Origin of the sequence: Streptomyces sp. 2A115, from assembly GCF_052245575.1 — a bacterium.
Lineage (GTDB): Bacteria > Actinomycetota > Actinomycetes > Streptomycetales > Streptomycetaceae > Streptomyces.
Genome location: NZ_JBQQCG010000115.1, coordinates 1 through 19,823, shown reverse-complemented (window position 1 = coordinate 19,823; position 19,823 = coordinate 1). Strand labels below are relative to the sequence as shown.

14 protein-coding genes and 4 pseudogenes are annotated in these 19,823 nt (G+C 69.2%); 4 read left to right on the top strand and 14 right to left on the bottom strand.

Features of this window, described 5'->3' with window-relative positions; translation table 11 throughout:
* Window positions 1-15: 15 nt before the first annotated feature.
* The 11 genes and pseudogenes from ACTWQR_RS50535 to ACTWQR_RS50485 form a co-directional block, all read right to left on the bottom strand.
* Window positions 16-1,722, bottom strand: a complete 1,707-nt coding sequence (locus ACTWQR_RS50535; protein WP_443234094.1) for a thiamine pyrophosphate-dependent enzyme — start codon at window positions 1,720-1,722, stop codon at window positions 16-18.
* Complete coding sequence (locus ACTWQR_RS50530; protein ID WP_443234093.1) at window positions 1,713-2,996, bottom strand: cation:proton antiporter; 1,284 nt, start codon at window positions 2,994-2,996, stop codon at window positions 1,713-1,715. Before ACTWQR_RS50530 ends, ACTWQR_RS50535 begins: the two co-directional genes overlap by 10 nt.
* Window positions 2,997-3,009: 13 nt before the next feature.
* Window positions 3,010-4,413 (bottom strand): cytochrome P450, encoded by a 1,404-nt coding sequence (locus ACTWQR_RS50525; protein WP_443234092.1) that lies wholly within the window; start codon window positions 4,411-4,413, stop codon window positions 3,010-3,012.
* Window positions 4,410-5,543, bottom strand: coding sequence for an alpha-hydroxy acid oxidase (locus tag ACTWQR_RS50520; protein WP_443234114.1), 1,134 nt, complete (start codon window positions 5,541-5,543; stop codon window positions 4,410-4,412). Before ACTWQR_RS50520 ends, ACTWQR_RS50525 begins: the two co-directional genes overlap by 4 nt.
* A gap of 5 nt (window positions 5,544-5,548) precedes the next feature.
* On the bottom strand, window positions 5,549-7,150 hold the full coding sequence (locus ACTWQR_RS50515) for an NAD(P)-binding domain-containing protein (RefSeq protein WP_443234091.1): 1,602 nt from the start codon (window positions 7,148-7,150) through the stop codon (window positions 5,549-5,551).
* Window positions 7,151-8,117: 967 nt separating this feature from the next.
* Window positions 8,118-8,285 carry a hypothetical protein gene (locus tag ACTWQR_RS50510; protein ID WP_443234090.1) on the bottom strand — a complete coding sequence of 56 codons (168 nt, stop codon included), beginning with the start codon at window positions 8,283-8,285 and terminating at the stop codon, window positions 8,118-8,120.
* 86 nt (window positions 8,286-8,371) lie between these two features.
* Window positions 8,372-8,554, bottom strand: coding sequence for a hypothetical protein (locus ACTWQR_RS50505; RefSeq protein WP_443234089.1), 183 nt, complete (start codon window positions 8,552-8,554; stop codon window positions 8,372-8,374).
* Between the two features lie 563 nt (window positions 8,555-9,117).
* A complete protein-coding gene (locus ACTWQR_RS50500) occupies window positions 9,118-9,387 on the bottom strand; it encodes a metal-sensitive transcriptional regulator (protein ID WP_443234088.1) in 270 nt (89 codons plus the stop codon).
* Between the two features lie 49 nt (window positions 9,388-9,436).
* Window positions 9,437-11,089, bottom strand: a complete 1,653-nt coding sequence (locus tag ACTWQR_RS50495; RefSeq protein ID WP_443234087.1) for an FAD-dependent oxidoreductase — start codon at window positions 11,087-11,089, stop codon at window positions 9,437-9,439.
* 544 nt (window positions 11,090-11,633) lie between these two features.
* A complete protein-coding gene (locus ACTWQR_RS50490) occupies window positions 11,634-12,044 on the bottom strand; it encodes an acyl-CoA-like ligand-binding transcription factor (RefSeq protein ID WP_443234086.1) in 411 nt (136 codons plus the stop codon).
* Window positions 12,045-12,103: 59 nt separating this feature from the next.
* Window positions 12,104-12,193, bottom strand: a pseudogene (locus ACTWQR_RS50485) (TetR family transcriptional regulator); the annotation flags it as partial.
* 20 nt (window positions 12,194-12,213) lie between these two features.
* Here ACTWQR_RS50485 and ACTWQR_RS50480 point away from each other — a divergent pair.
* The 3 genes and pseudogenes from ACTWQR_RS50480 to ACTWQR_RS50470 all read left to right on the top strand — a co-directional run.
* Window positions 12,214-12,312, top strand: a pseudogene (locus ACTWQR_RS50480) (short-chain dehydrogenase); the annotation flags it as partial.
* 375 nt (window positions 12,313-12,687) lie between these two features.
* Complete coding sequence (locus tag ACTWQR_RS50475) at window positions 12,688-15,459, top strand: hypothetical protein (protein ID WP_443234085.1); 2,772 nt, start codon at window positions 12,688-12,690, stop codon at window positions 15,457-15,459.
* A 169-nt stretch (window positions 15,460-15,628) separates the two neighbouring features.
* Window positions 15,629-15,959 (top strand): annotated as a pseudogene (locus ACTWQR_RS50470) (transposase family protein); the annotation flags it as partial.
* A 101-nt stretch (window positions 15,960-16,060) separates the two neighbouring features.
* On the opposite strand, the gene ACTWQR_RS50465 reads toward ACTWQR_RS50470, so the two are convergent.
* Both ACTWQR_RS50465 and ACTWQR_RS50460 read right to left on the bottom strand, forming a co-directional pair.
* Window positions 16,061-16,477, bottom strand: coding sequence for a hypothetical protein (locus ACTWQR_RS50465; protein ID WP_443234084.1), 417 nt, complete (start codon window positions 16,475-16,477; stop codon window positions 16,061-16,063).
* Window positions 16,478-17,166: 689 nt separating this feature from the next.
* The gene (locus ACTWQR_RS50460) at window positions 17,167-17,799 is read right to left on the bottom strand and encodes a LysE family transporter (protein ID WP_443234083.1); all 633 of its coding nucleotides are present in this window, start codon (window positions 17,797-17,799) and stop codon (window positions 17,167-17,169) included.
* A 688-nt stretch (window positions 17,800-18,487) separates the two neighbouring features.
* On the opposite strand from ACTWQR_RS50460, the pseudogene ACTWQR_RS50455 reads away from it, so the two are divergent.
* Window positions 18,488-18,775: pseudogene (locus ACTWQR_RS50455) on the top strand (IS5/IS1182 family transposase); the annotation flags it as partial.
* Between the two features lie 408 nt (window positions 18,776-19,183).
* On the opposite strand, the gene ACTWQR_RS50450 reads toward ACTWQR_RS50455, so the two are convergent.
* A complete protein-coding gene (locus ACTWQR_RS50450; RefSeq protein ID WP_443234082.1) occupies window positions 19,184-19,576 on the bottom strand; it encodes a transposase in 393 nt (130 codons plus the stop codon).
* Window positions 19,577-19,823 lie beyond the last annotated feature (247 nt).

Genomic DNA, 19,823 nt, shown 5'->3' with positions numbered 1-19,823 from the left:
GTCCGTCGGGAGTTCTCAGTCCCGGACCGAGCCGGGTGAGCCGCCGAGCAGCAGCGGCCACACGCTGGGCATCTCGGTCACCGGTACCTCGATCAGCGAGGGTCCCGGTTCGCTGAGGCAGTCCTTGAGAGCCCCTGCGAGCCGCGCCGGGGTCTCGGCCCGGACAGCGGGCACCGAGAACGACTCCGCGAGGCGTACGAAGTCGGGGCTGGTCAGGTCGCTGCCGATGAAGCGGCCCTCGAACTCGTCCGCCTGGATTCGCCGGACGTTGCCGTAGGCGTTGTCGTTGAAGACCACCGCTGTCACCCCGATGCCGTACCTGCGGGCGGTCGCCAGTTCCTGCATGTTCCAGCAGAACCCGCCGTCCCCGTTGATGGAGACGACCGCCCGGTCCGGGTTGCCCACCTTCACCCCGAGCGCCGACGGGTAGCCGTAGCCCAGGGTGCCCTGGTAGCCGGGCGTCAGGAAGGTTCCCGGGTGGTGGACGGGGTAGCCGACGGCGGCCAGATAGCCCACCTGGGTCAGCTCGTTGACCAGGAAGCCGTCGTCCGGGATCGCCTCGCGCAGCGCGCGGACGTACGACCACTGGGGTTCGATGCTCTCGACTTTCCGCGTGCACCAGGCGCGCACATCGGCGAGCTCGCCGGGTGACCATCCGGACTCCGGCCCTGAGGGGGGTGCCTCCGCCCGGGCGGAGGCCAGCGCGGTCCGTAGGTCTCCCAGCGCCGTCCGGGCGTCGGCGCACAGGGTGAGGTCGGCCCTGCGGGGTGGCCCCAGGTCGGCCGGGTCCGCGTTGACCAGGACAACGGTCGCTTCGGGGCCGGTGGGGACGGCCGTGCCGCGTGGGGACACGAAGCGGCTGCCGACGACCAGTACCACGTCCGCCAACGGCAGCAACTGCGGTGCCGCGAGACTGGGGAAGGCGAGCCCGTGGTGCGCCGGGACCGCGCCGCCCGCGTTGCGGCTCATGACGACCGGCGCGGACAGGTCCTCGGCCAGGGCGGTCAGGGCGGCGCCGGCCCGCGAGGCGAGCACGCCCCCGCCGGCGTAGAGCAAGGGCCGACGAGCAGACCGCAACACAGCAGCGATCTCCGCAAAGACGTCCTGCTCCGATTCCGCGGACATCCCGGCCACGCCGGACGCGCCGGTCCTGCCGTCGTCCGGTCCCGCCCCCGCACGCTCCAGATCCATTTCCGCCCGCGCGGTCAGCACATCCGCCGGGATCGACAGGGCCACCGGCCGCGGGCGGCCGGACCTTGACCGTCGTATCGCCTCCCGCACCAGTCCGGGGACCCAGGCCGGGGCGTCGGCCCGCGCCGACCACTTGGTGACCGAGGCCAGTACGCCGTCCTGGTCCGGCAGTTCGTGCAGCATGCCCAGGCCCCGGCCCGCCAGCGACGACGGTATGTCGGCCGCAACGCACAGCATCGGCGACGAGCAGGCGTACCCGGTGGCCACCGCCGGCAGCGCGTTGAGCACGCCGGGGCCGGGGACCACCAGGCAGACGCCGGGCCGCCCACTGGTCCGTGCGTACGCCTCCGCCATGTGGGCCGCGCCCTGTTCGTGCCGGGCGGTGATGTACTCGATCGGCCCTCCGACGGCCCGAGCGCGGGCCAGGGCGTCCAGGACGTGGTCGAGCTGAACGCCCGGCACGCCGAAGACATGACGGACGCCCTCCCGTTCCAGCTGCCCGACCAGCGCCTGAGCTCCGCTCAATTCCACGTCGCCACCGCCTTCTCGCCCTCATCCTGGCGGGGCTCCTCGGCCGCCCGCGACCTGGCGTCCCGGCGGTCCAGCCAGCTCAGTACCGGAACGGTCATGACCGTGGTGACCAGGGCGACCAGGACCAGTGCGGCGAACAGCTCCTCGCTGACGATGCCGGCCGTCAGCCCGATGTTGAGCGCGATCAGCTGCATCAGGCCCCGGGCGTTCATCAGGGCACCGACCCGGACGGCCACCGGGCCGGGCTCCCCGCGCAGCCGGGCGGCGGCCCAGCAGCCGCCGAACTTGCCGGCCACCGCCAGGACGACCGCGGCTGCCCCGAAGGCCATCACGGACGGGTCGGAGAACACGTCGAACTGAGTGTTCAGGCCGGAGTAGGTGAAGAACATCGGTACGAACACCACCTGGGTCACGGACTGGGTGGTCCGCACCAGCCGTTCGGACGCCTCACCGCGTGGCATGGCCATCCCGACGCAGAACGCCCCGAACACGGCGTACAGATCGATGATGTCGGTGAACCAGGCGGCGCCGAACAGCACGACGACGGTGAACAGGAGCCGGGTGTCGTCGCCGAGGCCCGGCCGGTTCACGATCCAGGCCAGCAGGCGGCGGCCCAGCAGGAACAGGACGGCCACGAACAGCAGGGAGCCGCCCACTGCCGTCAGGACCGGCCCCGCCTCGCCGGAGGCCACACTCAGCACCCCCGCGAGCATGATCCAGGCGACGGCGTCGTCCGTGGCCCCGGAAGCCAGGGCGAGCGAGCCGAACCGGGACCCGGCCAGTCCTTTTTCGGTGATGATCCGGGCCAGCATCGGGAAGGCGGTGATCGCCAGTGCGACACCGACGAACGCCGCCGTCACCCAGACCGAGACCCCGTCGACGAAGATGCCGACATGGCCGTGGGCCACCAGGGTCAGTGCCACACCCAGCGCCAGCGGGATCGCCACCCCGGCCGAGGAGACGGCGACGGCGGTGCCCGCCAGGCCGCGTCCGGCGTGCGCCCGGAACTCGTATCCGGCGGCGAACATCAGGGCCACCAGACCGATCTGGCCGGCCACGTACAGCACCGGCTTCAGATCCGCCGGGAAGACCTCGGCGGAGATCCCCGGGGCGATCAGTCCGAACAGTGAGGGGCCGAGCAGCACCCCGGCGATCATCTCGCCGACCACGGGCGGCTGGCCGAAGCGGCCCGCGACCAGGACGACCAGACGGCACGTCAGCAGAATGACGACGACGGCCAGGAAAAAGGCGGGAGCGAGCTCCACAGGAGTCATGGTCGCGTCCCTCTCAACGGCCGGCGACGACGGAGGGGGCGGAGCCGCCGGACGAGGCGGCGAAGTAGTTGCGGCACAGCCCCTGGCGGCGTGCGTCCCACACCATGTAGGTGCCGAGGACGAGCTGTTTGAGGCTGCGCGGGACCGCCTCCCAGCGATCGGCCAGTCGCATCGCCGCGAGCCGGGTCCATCGTCGGGCCGGACTCAAGGCCGCCGTACCGGTGCGCGGGACGAGCAGGCAGGGACCGCGGCTCGGCAGTGAACGGGTGTGCTCCGCCGAGGAGTCGAGGTGGAAGCGGCGCAGCGTCTCCTCGGCCGCGATCCGCATCGTGAGGACGGCGAAACCGCGCGCCGGACAGGGACGGTTGGCGGTCACCCCGAACGGGATGAAGGCCGACGGCTTGGTGTCCGGACTCAGCCACCGGTCCGGGTCGAACCGCTCTGCGCCGCCCGGGCCGGAGCCCTGGTACTCGGGGTAGTTGAACAGGAGGACCGAGCCTGCCGGGATGGGGGCCCGACCGTCCCGGGGGATCTCCCCGGAGGTGATCCGGTGGGCCACGCCGAAGAGCGGGAAGTGCTGCAGCGTCTCGTTGATGACCCGGTCCAGGAAGTCCGGGTCCTCCTCGCCTGCCACCAGGCGGTCCTGCACCGGCCGGTGCGTGGCAAGGGCCAGCAGCAGATGAGCCATCGCCTCCGACATCTGCACCACAGCGGTGTTGAAGAACGTGCCCTGCAGGTAGTACGCCTGCTCCCGCTCGGAGAGTGAGGACGGCAACGGCACCGGCGGGGGGTCGTTCGCAAGCCGGTCCCGCAGGTAGTCGGTGAGCCGGGCCCGCCGGTCCATGTGGCGCAGGCGGGTGCACTTCAGGGCGCTGACCACGTCGTCCGCGTTGCCGGTGATCAGGTCCCGGACGTGGCGCGGGCAGGGCTGGCGGAAGACCACCTCGTAGTAGACCTCGGCCCAGATGGGCATCATCAGGTCACGCAGTCTGACCCGGCGCACACGAGCCTGCCCCTCGAGTTCGTCGAGCACCCGGCGGGTGCAGCGGCCGACCAGCTCCGTCCACTGCTCCCTGGACAGCCCGGCCAGGATGTGCCGGGTGGTCCTGGCCACGTCGTCGTAGCGCGGCCCGGGCTCCAAGTGCTCCTGGTGGACCTCCGGGCCGGGCGACAGCCAGTACCAGAACAGGTCGGACAGTGCGGCGCCGCGGCTGCGGCCGTTGGCCGCCGGATGCCCGTACACCTTCTTGAACTCCTCGGCGGGAACCTCCTGGCCGGGTGCCCGAATGCCCTCCTCGCCGCCCACCCAGCCGAAGATGCGGACGCGCAGTGCGATCACGATTCTGGGCAGCCAGTACGGCAGACCTGCCACCAGGGCCACGGCTGCGCCGGTGATCAGCCATACGGTGGGACTCACGCGACCACCCCACCGAATCGGGTGTCCGCGCCCGGCGCCACGGCCGGGCCCGGCGCGGGCCCCCACGCGGGCACCCGGACCAGATCGGGCGTCAGGTCGGCGAGTGCGGACGCTCCACAGAGGGCCAGGGTGTCGTCGATTTCCTCGCGCAGCAGCTCAAGGAGTCGCCGTACGCCCTTTTCGCCGCCCTCGGCCAGCGCCCACATCACGGGCCGGCCGATGCCCACGGCGGACGCGCCCAGCGCCAGGGCCTTGATCGCGTCGGTGCCGCGCCGCACTCCGCCGTCCAGCACGACCGGGATACGGCCCGCCACCGCGGCGCCGATCTCGGGCAGCAGCTCCAACGTGGCGGGCACGGTGTCGAGTTGGCGACCGCCGTGGTTGGACAGCAACAGCCCATCTACGCCGTGCCGGATCGCGAGCCGCGCGTCCTCGGGATGCAGCACGCCCTTGAGCAGGATCGGCAGCGGGGTGGTCCTGCGCAGCCAGTCGATGTGCTCCCAGTTCAGCTCCGGTGACATGGCGATCTGCCGTACGTGCCCATGCTCGCCGTCGCGCAGATCCACCAGGTTCTCGCAGCGCAGGCCGGGCGGCAGATCGTGGAAGCCGTTGCGCCGGTTGCGTTCGTTCGCGCCCAGCACCGGGGAGTCCACGGTGACCACCAGGGCGGTGCAGCCGGCGTCGGTGGCCCGTCGCACCAGCGCCTCGGTGATCTCCAGGTCGGGCTGGATGTAGAGCTGGAACCACAGCGGTACGTCGTCGCCGGTCCCGCGGACCGCGTCGGCGATCTCGCCCACCGCCACCGTGGACGCCATGCTCACGATCATGATCGCTCCGGCGGCGGCCGCAGCCCGCGCGGTGGCCAACTCCCCTTCCGGATCGACCAGTTTGTGGAAGGCGGTCGGTGAGAGCAGGACCGGCAGGCGCGCCCGGCTGCCGAGCAGGGTGACATCCAGGTCCCGTTCGGCACTTCCACGCAACACCCGGGGCAGCAGCTGAAGCCTTCCGAACGCCGCCTCGTTGGCCCGTACGGTGATCTCGTCCCGTGCCCCGCCGGCGATGAAGTCGGCGTACACGGGGTCGAGTTTGGTGCGGGCCGCGGTCTCGAAGTCGTGGACGGTGTACTGCACGCCGCTCACCGCCCGACGGAGCTCGGCCGGCGGTCCAGCTCGCGGGCGAAGAACTCGGCGAGCGGGGCCCGGTGGACCTCCGGGTGGTCCCACTCGTTCTCCAGGTTCTCGGCCATGTGATGCGTACCCAGCAGTTCACCGCCCCGGAAGTGCCGGATCACCGGGTGCAGATAGGCCGCGTCGAAGGCGTCGTCGACCGAGTTCTGGGCGGTGCGGCGCACTGTGATGTCGAAGGGGTCGACCTTGTCGTGGTCGGGGCCGTACTCGAGAGTGACGGTGAAGCAGTCGCCGTTCTCGGTGAGTTGGCTCTCGTGGGCGTACGCGACCGGCACCTCCTCGTGATAGCGGGCCGGTTCGCCGGGTGCCGTGACGATCAGGTCGCCGAGGACTCCGAACTGCTGCCAGAGCGCCGAGCTGCGGTTGACCCTGCCCACCACGGCGTCCGCCAGCGCGGACGGGGATGCGTCCAGTGGCCGGTGCGGCCATGGCCGGTCGTGGTGGCGCTCGTCGAGGATGCGGCTCAGGGCCCGTACGGCGTAGCGGAAACCGTGGATGAAGCCGCCGGTGGACTTCTTGAAGTCACGCTGCTGCATGAGCGTGCCGGCGAAGTACAGGCCGGGCACGTTCATCGACTCGTACGCCGGGTTGAGGGCGGCGAAGCGGTCGTTGATGACCAACTCGGGCCGGCAGTCCGGGTCGAACACCGAGGCGTCGAAGCGGAAGCCGGTGCACACGATGACCCGGTCGTAACGCAGTTCCTTCACGACCTCGTCGGCCCGGGAGAAGCTGAACCGGACGCGGTATCCCCCGGCGGTGGCCTTGTCGGCCTGGTCGATCGACAGCACGTCGCCGTCCAACAGGGCGTTCTGCGACTTGAGTTGGTAGGTGTCGAGGAAGTTGTTGTTGACCGCGCGCAGATGCCCGACGTAGTGGCTGTTCCAGGCCATCCGTACGGAGTGCGGCCCAGCGACATGGATCACCGCCGCGGTCTCGACGAGGTTGTCAGCGGTCTCCAGGGCGGAGTTGCCCTTGCCGAGGATCAGGACACGCTGGTCGGTGAAGTCCTCGGGATCCACCGACACCATCGAGTAGTCCTCGGCCGTCTCGATCCCTGGTATGTCCGGGGTGTTGGACCTGCTCAGCCCGGTGGCCATCACCAGCCGGCGGCCGTGATGCTCCTGCCCGTGCCGGTCGGTGACGGTGAACCCGCCGTCGACGCCGCGCCGGATCCGCTCCGCCCGGGTGTCGTAGGCGATGTCCAGTTTGAACGCCTCGGCGAAGTCGGCCAGATAGCGCACCAGATCGTCGGCGTGCGGGAAGTAGCGCTTGCTGTAGCGGGTGAACAACAGCTCCGGGTCCGGGGAGAGCAGGGAGTTCCAGTCCATCCGGAGATTCAGCTCAGGATCGTCGGTGCCGTTGTGCACCTTGTTGATGGAGATCAGCTTGCGGTGGCGGGGGAAGGTGCGGAAGAAGGTGCCGGGAGCACTGCCCGCTTCCAGGATCCGGTATCCGTACCCTGCCGCCTGGAGTAACTGCCCGAGCTGGAGGCCGGCGGGACCGCCGCCGATCACGAGGTATTCGAGCGGCTCACTCTGCGTGGAGTTCATGGATCTCTCCTTCTGCTCCTGGCGAGGACGTGCCTGGAGACCGGTGGGGGTGAGGCATGGGAGAGCGCGGTCGTGCGGTTGCGTTGTCCGTCGGGCGCCGTCCTGCACGGGGCGTGCGCAGGCTGGAGGCTCATGGCGGTGGGCACATGGGTGGGTGCGGCGGTGGACTGGTTCGGCCGATGCCGTGGTGCGTGACGCGACAGTAGGGACCGGCCGACCGGGGTACCGGGGTGAGCAGCGAGAACTCGGGGACGCGTGCTCGCAGGCAGGCATCAGCCGCAGCGGGGTCAGCCGACCGAGCGGAACGGCCGTTCTTCGCGGGCGGGGGGAGCGGTTCGTGGGACGGTCGCAATGGCAGCCGGGGACGGCAGAGCCGTACATTCAGGCATGGGCATGGCGGGCCCTTCCATCGGATTTCCCTTTGAAATCTCAATGAGCACGGTAGTAACAAGCGGTACGCACGGGCAACAGTGCATCGGGGGATGACAGGGATTCGACAGGTACCCGAGCACCCGTCGATCACGGGATCGGGTGAGCGAAGGCCCTCGCAGGACGGACGCGCGAACACCTCTGTGGGAAAGAGCCCCAGGAACGCGTGCGGCCGGCTGACTGGCCCGGGCTGCTCTGCGTCGCCGAGGAACACGGCCGCTCAGCTCTCCATCGAGCACGACCCACGCCATGCATGACACGGGCGACCGGTGTGAAGCTGCCCGCTGCCCTGAACCTGGCCGACAGTGCGTTCAGCGTGCGGTCCGGCCGCCGTGCCTCTCCCGGTGACCGACGATCTTCACTGAAGTCATCCGCCCGCGATCAGCACGAGCATCCCGAACCCCACGCACACCAGAGCCGTGACCTGCGACTTCACAACCGACAGTGCTCACGGAACGCAGCTTCCGACCGTGCTCGTCTCGGCGACGGTGAGGCCACTCCCGGGCGACGTCAGACGCCGCGCGGCTGCTGCGCCGGATCAGCCGCGGCCGAGGATGCGCTTCCAGAGGCTCCCGGCAGGCGCGGAGTCCTTGGCGCAGGTGCAGCGTTGGGACTGCGGGATTCCGGCGAGCACTTGCTCGACGTGCATTCCGCAGCCGCGGTAGGTGGCCTTCTGGCACTTTCGGCATACGGCCTTCTGACACATGGTTCTCGCTCCTTGCGTTGTCGGGGTGGGCTTGCGGGTCGGCGGTGTCGTGCACCGGCATGTGCGGGCCGGGGATGACCGGCTCGCTACCCGTGGCTGAAGGGGATGTTGGGCAGGACTCGCTTGAGCCAGGCAGGGGTGTGCCAGGCTGCGCGGCCGGTGAGCTGGAGCAGTACGGGCAGCAGGATGAGGCGGACGAGGGCGGCGTCGAGCAGGACGGCGATGCCCAGGACGATGCCCATCTCCTCGTGGCCGGTGACGATGGCCATCCTCGTGCTGGCCCTCGTCGGAGATCCGCGGGTCGGCCTTCAGAAGGTCCGTCGCCTTCGCGATCGTCTTCTGTACGGCCGGATCCGAGACCTGCCGGTCCGTGGTCTTGTCCGTAGTGACGACCACCTGCAACGCCGACGACGCGTTGCCCGCGAAGTGCCGCTGGGCCAGTTCGCGCACCTGTACCGACTGCGACCCGTTGGCCTGCCAGTCGGCACCCGCGAGCGCGGAGGTCGCCTGGGGCGCGAACGCGCCGAGGCCCGCGATCACGGCCAGCCACAGCACCAGCACCAGTCGCAGACGGGTCGTGGCCCAGATCCCCAACCGCCCCAGTGCTCCGGGGAGTTGATGGGGGGGTAGAGGTGTCTGTCTCCGTCAGTGTCGGTTGGGCGGTCGTCATGCTCTCATCTCATGGGGGTATTTATAAATCCAGCCTGCGGTATACCCAAGGGGGTATGTAAATGGGTGTGATGCGTATCGACGTGCGGCACGGGGAGGCAGGCTGCGCGCCGCCTGCGGTCGGCGGGATGGAGTCGCGTTACGGGTCAGGCCAGGCCGAGGGTCAAGCCAGGCTGAGGAACAGTTTCTCCAGTTCCGCTTCGGTCAGCGGGGTGCGCTCGCCATCGGCGGCGGCGAGGCAATCGCGCATGCCGCTTGCGATGATCTTGAAGCCAGCCCGGTCCAACGCCCTTGATACAGCGGCGAGTTGGGTGACCACGTCCTTGCAGTCGCTGCCCGCCTCGATCATCGTGATGACGCCGGCGAGCTGGCCTTGCGCCCGGCGCAGCCGGTTGAGGACGGCGGTCATGCTCTCGTCGTTCGTGGTAGCCATGGCGGGCGGCTCCTGTTCGCGGGTCGTTCCGGTGGGGTGTCGGTCGGGCTCAGGCGGCCAGCGGGGTGGCCGCCTCCGTGGTGTGCGCGGCGGCCCAGGTGGCGTAGCCGCCGTCGAGGTTGGTGGCCGGTCGGCCGGTGAGCTGGGTGAGGAGGCGGGCGGCGGTGTGTCCGCGCAGTCCGACCTGACAGTGCACGATCAGCGGCCGGTCGGCAGGGATCTCGTTGACCCGGTCGCGCAGCTCGTCGACGGGGATGTTCAGCGCGCCGGGGATGGCGCCGCGCGCGTGCTCGGCGGCCGTGCGTACGTCGATCAGGGCGGCGCCATGGGTGAGCGAGGCGTCCAGTTCGTGCCACTGCAGGGTGCGGGCGGTGCCGGTGGCCAGGTTCTCGGCGATCATCCCGGCCATGTTCACCGGGTCCTTGGCCGCGCCGTACGGCGGCGCGTAGGCGAGCTCGAGGTCGGCCAGGTCCGGGGCGGTCAAGCCGCCCGCCATCGCGGTGGCGATCACGTCGATGCGCTTGTCCACGCCGTCCGCGCCCACCGCCTGGGCGCCCAGAATCCGGCCGTCGCGCGGGTCGAAGAGCACCTTGAGGGCGATCGGCGAGGCGCCCGGGTAGTAGCCCGCGTGCGAGCCAGGGTGCAGATGCACCGCCTGGTAGGGGCGCCCGGCGGCGCGCAGCCGCTTCTCGTTCCAGCCGGTCGCGGCGGCGGTCAGCTCGAAGACCCGGACCACGGCGGTGCCGGTCGCCGCGCGGGCGCGCACCTCGCGCCCGGCAATCGCGTCGGCGACCAGGCGGCCGTGCCGGTTGGCGAGGTTCGCAAGCGGGATCAGCGTCGGCTCACCGGTCAGCGCGTCACGCTTCTCGGCGGCGTCGCCGACGGCGTAGACACCGGGGTCGCTGGTGCGCATTGAGGCGTCCACCGCGATGCCGCCGCGCTCGCCGATCTCCAGGCCGGCCTCCCTGGCGAGCCTGTTCTCCGGGCGTACGCCGATGGACATCAGGACGAGGTCTGCCGGGACCGTGCGCCCGTCGGCCAGCACGACGGAGTCCGGCAGCACCTTGGCGATCTGGGTGCCCAGCTCCACGCGGATGCCGTGCTCCCGCAGCTTCTCCGCGAGCGGGGCGGCCATCTCCGTGTCCAGTGGCGGCAGTACCTGGCCGGCGAGCTCGACGAGCGTCACGTCCAGGCCGCGCTCACGCAGGTTCTCCGCCGCCTCGACTCCGATGAAACCGCCCCCGACTACCACGGCGGTGCGGGCGCCCGCGTCGAGGTCAGCGGCGATGCGGTCAACGTCGGTCACGTCCCGCAGGGTGCGGGCCCGCTCGACGCCCGGCAGGTCGGGGACGAAGGGATGGGCGCCGGGGCTGAGGACGAGACGGTCGTACGGCTCGTCGTACTCGCGGCCGCCATCCAGGTCACGGACGCGGACGGTGCGGGCCGCGCGGTCGATCGCGACGACCTCGCTGCGCACGCGCACGTCCAGGCCGAAGCGGGTGTGCAGGGCCTCGGGCGTCTGGACCAGGAGCGCGTCGCGCTCCTCGATGACGCCGCCGAGGTAGTAGGGCAGTCCGCAGTTGGCGTAGCTGACGTGGACGCCGCGCTCGAGGACGACGATCTCCGCCTCCTCGTCAAGGCGCCGCAGCCGCGTCGCGGCCGACATCCCGCCCGCGACACCACCGACGATGACAACCTTCATGGTTCCTCCTGGAATGCTCGCTCACCTTACCCCCCGGGGTATACCAGTATACGGGTGGGGGTATTTTTTTCGCCAGCAGCGAGGGAGGGGCCGATTTCATTCCCGGGCGCAAACCTGGGCGACGACGACAGGGTGGCGCCCCTTTCCGACGCCCGCCGCAGGGATCACACGGAGATCTCCTCCACTCCCGGCCGTCAAGGCCCCAGCGGACACCCATGTCCCCGCGCACCTTCCAGCGCCTAGTGCTGGATTCCTCAAACGACGTACATATACGCCAAGAGTGGGGAGAGGGCGCCGCCCTGCGGGGTGCCGGTGAGGGTGTCCTCGCGGCTGTTGTCTCGGCGAGGACGCCGGCCTTGAGGAATGCCTTGACCCCCGCAGCACGGTCGATCGAGTCGAAGCACGCCTCGATGTCCGCGTCCAGGGCCCAGCGGTAGCCGTGGGTGCCGCAGAAGTGGATCTCGGCGATCGCGTCGTGTGCCCGTCGCAGGGGCCGGAAGCCGTAGGAGACCGGCTTGAAGTCGGCTACCAGGAGCGGTCCGGGTTACTCCGCCAGCGCGCCCATCGCGCGATCGAGCAGCACGTCGACGGGAACAGCACCGTCGCAGGCCACCCACCCCGCGGTGGCCACGTCCAGGCAGGCGATGGCGGCCGGGCCCAGCGCACTCGGCCCGGAGTCTTTCGGCCGGTCAGGGCTGGTCGCCAATCGCCTGGCGACCTCCGGCACCCGCAGCTCCCGCCACTGCAGCTGCTTCTCATGATGCCGGGCACGTAGTGACGGGGTCTCCTGGAGCATGCGCACATAGCGGAGCGTCTGCTCGGGCGATTCCTCGTTCTGCCGCAGCAGAGCGTCGAACGCCCGGAGCAGTGCCGCCCAGGGCCGTTCCTCGTCCGGGCGGGCGGCGAGTGCTTCCGCGATGAGACGGCCGCTGTCCTCCAGGCCGACCAGCACCATGTCTTCCTTGTCCCGAAGTCCCGGAACAGGCTGGCGCGCGACAGCCCCGCCTCGGCGGCGATCTGCTCGACAGTCGTCCGGTCGAAGCCCTGAGCGGAGAAGAGCCGGAGCACCGCCGCGACCACTTCTTCCCGGACCGTCGCCCGCATGCGCTCACGCAGGCCGTGCCGCCGGCGTGATGTACCCGCCGATGCAGATCACCCAAGACGGGTTCGAACTGCAATTCGACACCAACCACCTCGGGCACTTCGCGTTCACCGGACTGGTTCCGTACCTGGCTCCCGGTGGTGACAGTCAGCCGCATCCGCGTCGAGCACGGCATCGCACACATCTCAAGAACTAGCGGCCCCTCGCCCGCCATCACGGCCGCCGTGAGCACATGACCGACATCATCCGGGCCATCGCCGGACTGCTCTCCCAGCAGACCGCCGGCCTCGACGCTGCACAAAAGAGCTGAGCCACACGCCGACTTGGACCGCTCTACGCCTCCTCGCCAACCATGCATGAGGGCGTTAAAGCCGCTTCCCCGTCGGCGTGGTTCCCCGCTACTGTCTGCCATCGCATATTTACGGCGCAAGGGGATGGCGTGCCGAACTTTCCCAGTGATCCGGGAGCGACAGACTTTGTACGGGGTTTCAAGGCCGTGGTGCGTCCAAGTGGCTGGGCGTCCCTCAACAAACACACGCCGCCTCCTGTCCTGATCAATACGGGAGGCGAGGGGCAGCACGCTACGGACCGGGCCACCCTGACGGTGGAGGCGCTAGAACAGGCGCTGCGCCTGAACGACGATCGCGCCGTCGCCTATGCCAAGCTGCTGGTCACCCAGGGCGGACAGGGTGGCCACCCGGGCGAGAAGCTGCTGACTTTGCAGGTCGGCCAGCAGCTGCGCGAATGGAGGCCCCCCACGCGGGCCGGGAAGCTCAGGCTGCGTGACTTCGACCTTGTCGAGCGAATGGTGGAGCGGGCCCGAGCCGTCGCGGCCCAGCCGGATCCCGAGGGCGGGGCACTGCACCAGGAGCTCAACGGCAGGGCAATGCGCGACTGGCTCTACGCGCAGCGGACCGAGGATTCTGAACACGGCGGGATCCCGCACGCCCTCGCCCAGCTGGCTCCCGCTCCCGGGCAGAACACCGGGACGCTCATGACCGCTCTGCTGACGGTGCTCGCGAAACCGCTCTTCATCAAGCTGCCCCGGATGCTGTGGGACTGGCGCTGGACGTGGCGGTGCGTCAGGTCAGGAAAGTACGGCTGGGCCCGAAAGTGGCTCAACATTACGAAGCCGTACGGGAGTTTCACCGACAGGATGTCCGAGCTGCTTGAGGCACAGGCGACGGCGCTGCGAAGCAGCGATGCCAGTGATGCGGCCGCCAGGCAGAACCCGCTCTTCGAGCTCGAAAAGTTCTTGATGCGCGCACTGCTGGCGGACCTGTACCGGGCGCGCGCCGGCCGCTTCCTCGGACCGTGGAAGCGGCGGAGGCGGACCCGTCGCGTGGTGCTGCTCGAACTGCCCCCGGCCGACAGCGGTCACGCGCGGAACGTCGAGCGCTTTCTCCAGGCGTATCGGAGCGCGTATCGCGAGCGGGGCAGCTCCTCGCTCTTCGTGGTCGGCGCCGGGTTGCCGCAGGGCTACGCCGACCGGCCGGAGCAGGGCTGGGACCGGCAGGCTGAGGACGGTCTCGCCGTCGCCGCGCAGCATCTGCGGCAGGACGCCGGGGCACCGGGTGACGCGGGCGACCCGTGGCTCCTGGTCCCCACCATCCCGGAGAAGTACTTCGCGGGAGGCGGTATCGCGGGCGGCGGGCTGCCCGTCGTCCCTGTCCGGTCGCATGTCCACCCCTGGGGGCCGGGCGGGGAGGGCGGGGTCGAACTCGTCGCCGTCGCGGTGACGCTCGCCCTAGTGGCGCAGTGGCTGGTTGGCGGGGGCGAGGGCAGGAACGTCGACTGTCTCGACGGCGCCACCGTGGCAGCGAACGTCACACCCGAAACTCTGCCCGGGGTGGACCTGCCGCAGAACGGACTCCGGCGGCAGAAGCCCGAGGACGAATATGTGGCCGTACGCAGGGCCATCGACAAGCTGAACGAGAAGGCGCTGGCCGCCGAAGCCGCCGCCAAGACCGACGAGAAAATCATCGTACGCAGGGTGGTCCACCTGGGCCCGCCCATCAGCTCCGACGACAGCAAGGCGGGTTTCAACGGCGCCCTCGCCGAACTGCGCGGCGTCTGGATGGCCCAGGCCCGTGTGAACCACGAGGCCGAGCAGGACACGGACCGGGTGCGACTGGTGGTCGACGTACGCGACGCCGGGAAGGACTTCGAGAACGCCGCGAAGGTCGCCGAGAACGTCGCCGCCGAAGCCGAGAAGAGCAAGGGCTACCAGGACAGCCGGACGATCACCGGTGTCGTCGGATTCGCCGAGAGCCGTCAGCAGACCCTGCGAGCCGCCCAGGAATTCGACCGGCACAGGATTCCGGTGGTCGGCACGACCGCGACGGCCGTCGCCATGCACACAGACGGCGGCTACTACCGGCCCCTGGCGCCGAACAACGACCGTGAGGCGAAGACCGAGGCGGCCTTCGCCGGCAGCGGCAGTGTCATCGAGAAGGCCGACGACCCCGCCGAGAACAGCGGCAAGTGCGACACCGCCCTGCAAGCGGTCGTGGTGAAGGACCCCGACGACCTCTACAGCGACGAACTTGGGGACAAATTCATCGAGCACTTCGAGGGCCGTACGCACACCCTCAAATTCCCCAGCACGACGATCAGCGCCGGCGAGGCCGCCGACCAGATCTGCCGACGCAAGAAGGACGAGCGGCGGACGGTCGTGTACTGGGCATCGCGCGTCGAGCGGTTCAGGGCCTTCCTGAACAGCTACAGCAACACCAACTGCGCGTACCAGAACCTGACCGTCATCGGCGGCAACGAGCTCACCAACGCCGCGATGCGCGCCGAGGACGACTACGCCCAGAACTGGCTGCGGCTCTACCACACCGTCCATGTCCTCCCGGTCGGCCACAGAGAAAGGAACGGAGAGGCGGAGCGGTTCACCAAGACCTACGCCTACTACGCCGGTAAGGAAGACCTCTGGCTCAACGACGGCCGCGCCCCCCTGGCCTTCGACGCCCTACGCCTCATTGGCCTGGCCGCCGACGAGGCCAACGACAGCAACACCGGCGAGGTCAGCGCGTCCGCCGTCAAGTCCGAGCTGGACGACGAGATCGAGCTGGAAGGCGCGAGCGGCGCGATCCGCTACCCAGAGGACAACATCTACTCCAAGCCCCCGCTCGACAAGGGCCTGGTCATCGTCCGCCACACCGAGGATGGCCCCCGCCCGGCGCTGATCTGCGGATCCTTCAGCCTCAACAGGGAGCCGATAAAGGAGTGGGGACCGAATAACAGCGACTGCCCCACGGACTGAGACGCAGCGTCTCCGGCTTCGTCGCCGCTTTCCGCGGACCGTCCCGGAGCCTGCGCAACCTTCCGTGGAACGTCCTCGCGGGCGGCATCAGGATCAAGGAGCAGCGGGACAACCCGACCTACGCCGACGACCTCTCCGCCCTCCTCGACTTCCTGCCCTTCCAGGTCGAGGCCGGCTGCTGTGGATCTCACCCGCACTGCCCGGTCGCACGCCCGACCTGACCGCGGCCCGCACTCACCGGATCATCCGGATCTGCGAACGCCAGGGCATCCCGATCCTCGCCGACCGGGCCTACCTGGTTAGCCGGCCCGTGGGTGACGACACCTCACCGGCGGCCGCCGGGCCGTGGCCTCACGCCCACCCAGCAGACCGTCAACCGCGCGCTGTCCGCCGCCCGGGCACCGGTCGAACGCGGCGTCGCACGACTGAAGTCCTGGCGGATCTTCCGCAAAGCCCGATGCAGCCCGAATCAAATGTCGAACAGATCCGGAAGGACGTAGCCATCAAATCATCACAAAAATTTTCCAGTTAGAGACAAAATAATCTTGCTCGTATGGCTGATTTTCGACTGGAGCACGCATTGAACTCGCCAGCGGCTGGGCTAGGCGCAGCCCGGCGGTTCGTCATCGGTCGGTACGAATTGCATCGTGGGCATTCCGACGGCGTCGAAGTTGGCCGTGTCCGGGCCGATCAGAGTCATGTAGCCGGCGAGCCTCTGGCTGTCCTGCGAGGGCGGCTCCCCCTTGACCTGCTCGACACCGGGGAACACGGAGTCCAGAACCCACCAACGACCGCCGAATTTCACCCACTTGATTCCGCAGTGTGTATAGATGTCGTATGGGTACGGCTTGTGCTGCTTGGGCTTCACCGGCCCTTCTTGCCACTTGTCCTTCGCGACGGTGCGGGCGGGCAGGGTGGGGCCGGTGTACCCCTCGTCGCCCGGGTTGTCGGACGAGGACGAGCAGCCGGAGAGCAACAGCCCAGCACTCAGGAGCAGAACAGCGGCTTGACGCGACATTTTCATGTACCTCAGACGCTGCGGGTACGTGTTTCGTTCGATCACTGCGGGCCTTAACGGCTGCGGCGGCCCAACGTGGAGAGCCCGCGCCGATTCGCATCCTTGTGGTGCTGACCTGTGGCATCGAGGTAGCGAAACAGTCGCGGCAGTCGGGGCAGTGCCGGCCGTCCTCGGGTGAGACGTTCTCACAACGGATGCGGGGCCGAACAGTGATGGGCCGACCGCAGCGCTCACAGAGGACCGGCAGCGGCTCAGGGGCACGGCCGATTTCGACGCCCTGGGCACGCTTCGCGCCCGATGGTGCGCACAGGAGGGTCCGAGTGGGTCCGTGCTGGTGCGCAACTGCGTACCGCCGGCCGGGGGTTCTACGTCCTGTACTGGTCTCCGGCGCACGAAGCTAAGGCAGGGCTGGCGTGCAGATGTGCCACAGACGGTAGCGGGCACCGCCGCGTGGACCAGTGCGCTCCGTCACCCAGGCTGCCGCCTCGCCGGGCTCCATCATGCTAAACGTATGTGATCAGAGCACCAACCGCTACCAGGCCGCCGAGGCCGATCGCCGGGCCAAGACCGCCCGGTGATCGATCTCCTCGGGCCGTGACGTCGACCAGCGACGTCTGGGCACCTGGTCGTTGGCGTAGGCCTCGCGTCGCCGCGGTGTCCAGGCGGCCTTCACACACAGCGGAACCTGGTCATGGCACCGAGGTCAGCAGGTGAGCGGCGAGTGCGGCGATCAGGGCGCTGGAAGCCATGGCGGTGACGAGCCGGCCTCGACCGCTGGTTAGAGTTCGGCCGAGCAGTGCTCCGCCACCGGCGAGAAGCAGCTGCCAGCTGGCGGATGCTGCGAAGGCCGCGAGGACGAACACGGCCTGTTCCAGGCGGTCTGGAGCCGCGGTGTCGTGGCTGCCGAGCACGAGCGCCGCAAAGTAGATCACGGTCATGGGGTTCATCATTGTGATCCCCAACAGCCCCATATAGGCCCGTGCGGGACTGAGGGGGACCTCGTCGGTCCGGGCTGTCGCCTGTCGAGTGCGGTACTGGCTGATCGCCGTGACGCCGCTGCGGGCCGCCAGTGCGATGAGCACCAAGGCCGAAACCCACCGCAGAGGAACCATGACCGGTTCGATGGTGGGGACGAGCGCAGAGCCTCCAAGCGCGGCGATCAGCGCATAGAGGCCGTCAGCGGTTGCGACACCCAATGCGGCACAAGCGCCGGTCTTCAGAGATGTCCGGGCTGTCAGAGCCACCAGATATGTCGCCACAGCTCCCACCGGCACGGCGATGCCGTAGCCGGCGAGGAGGCCCGCGACCAGGGCGCCGATCACGAGTGCGCGAGCGTCGGCCTTCGCAGTCGGCCGGGCTGCTGCTGGACTCGCACCGGTCGGATGGTGGAGGGCAGCGGCAGAAAAGCGATAGTCGTGGTCATGGGCAGATCTTGAGGGCATCGGGGCGGCTTGGACAACTCGTTTTCGACAGTGAAATCGTCGGAAGTGGCCTGCGCTCCTTCAAGCCACGGAGACAGAACCCTGCCTCCCACTGCACTGGGCCCGAACCACCGATGCCCCCACAAGTCAGCACGCGTTGGGGACCAAGGCGGGCGGGTCTGCCCAACGATGTGAGCTGTGGCGGCGGCCCAAGGAGCGCCATCAGCACGGCCACGAGCCGAACGGACCCCGGCACCCGTCAGGCCCAGGCGTCGGCCTATCTCCGGCCACCCGCCGGGAGCATCGCATAACGGAGCCGGATCCTTGCGACCCGCGCCTGTTGTCGGCGTACTCGTGAACGTGGCCCTGGCAAGATTTCCGTGAAGCGGGGGTGCGCCACCGTGCGCCGGTGACGCTCCGTCACGGGTAGCGGCACTGTCAGCGAGTGTGATGACCTCGTACGGATCATGTCTCCGCACCTCGATGCGGTGCGGGTGGAACGGTTGTGGGTGGCGGGCGGCGTGGTCCGCATCGCGGCCTGCACCCGCGAGTTGACGGTGGCGGGGTCGCCGCGGCCACCGAGCCAGGGTCCGTAAAGAAGGCCCTGGTGGACCAGGGGTTCAAGAACACCGTCGTGGAGCACGGGAAGAAGCTGGGCATCGAGGTCGAAGTCGTCGAGCGCAACCCGGCCGACAAGGGCTTCATCCCGCAGGCCAAGCGGTGGGTGGTGGATCAGGCGAACGGGATCATGATGCTGTATCGCCGCCTGGTCCGCGACTACGAACACCACCCCGCCTCCGCCGAGTCGAGGGTGTACTGGGCCATAAGCGACCGGATGTCGCGGATGCTGACCGGTACCTTCACCCCCACCTGGCGCGGCGCATGCGGTGAGCTGACGCTCGGGGCGGTGCTGGCCCAGATGGAGGAACAGGAGCGACAGATCGCCGCGCAGGCCGAGGAGGCCCGGGAGAACATCGCGAAGCTGACCGCGCTGCTGGCGGGATTCGACACCGCCGCCGAGGAGATCCGCATCACCCGCAAGACGCTCCTGGCCCTGCCCGACCCCGCGCTGCCCGCACCACCGGCCCCGAAGCTGCCGGACCATCCGGCCTACCAGCAGGTTATGGCCGTCTTCGCCGAACGACGACGGCCCGCTACGGGCGCGGGCGGTCTGCGAGGCAATGGACCTGAAGATCACATCCAGCAACGTCAACAACGCCCGGCTGAAGCTCAAGCGGCTGGTCGAGCGCGGCATCCTCATCGAGGCCGAGCAAGGATTGTTCACTCAGCCACGCTCATAGCCGCTCGACAAGCCCGTGATCAGCACCTCTGACCGAGTCCATAACGCGAATGTGACTGAGCGCTTCCCTACGTTGTTCTGCGGGACGTGGTGAGCCCCTCGTATGGTTGGCCCGCCCAGGGGTGCCGGGTGTGGCTGCTGCTGCTCGCGGTTCTCCCGCCGCAGCCGCTTGAGCTCCTCCCGCTCGGCACTGCTCAATTCGTCGGGAGTGCCCTCGCCCTGCTCCGCCTTCGCCTTGCGGTACCAGCCGCGCAGGGACTCGGAGCTGATGCCGAGTTCCCGGGCGACGGCGGTGACCGTCTTGCCCGAAGAGTCGACGAGCGCGATCGCGTCCCGCTTGAACTCTTCGGTGTACCGCTTCGTGTACTTGCTTCCCACCTGGTGCTACTTCCTCTGGAACTCAAGATCCCAGTCTCCAGGTGTCCACGATCAAGGGGAAGGTTCAGGAGATTCTTACGGCTCGCGCCGTGAGACTTCCTGTTTCATCGCCGACTGCCCGGTCGTGTCCCTCGTCGTGGTGTTGGGGATCAACTGGCGGGCGCGTTCGGGGTGTTGGGTAGCGCGGGGGCGCTTTCGGGGAGTTCGCGGTAGATCTCGCTCATGCTGCCTTCGGGGAGGTAGCGGC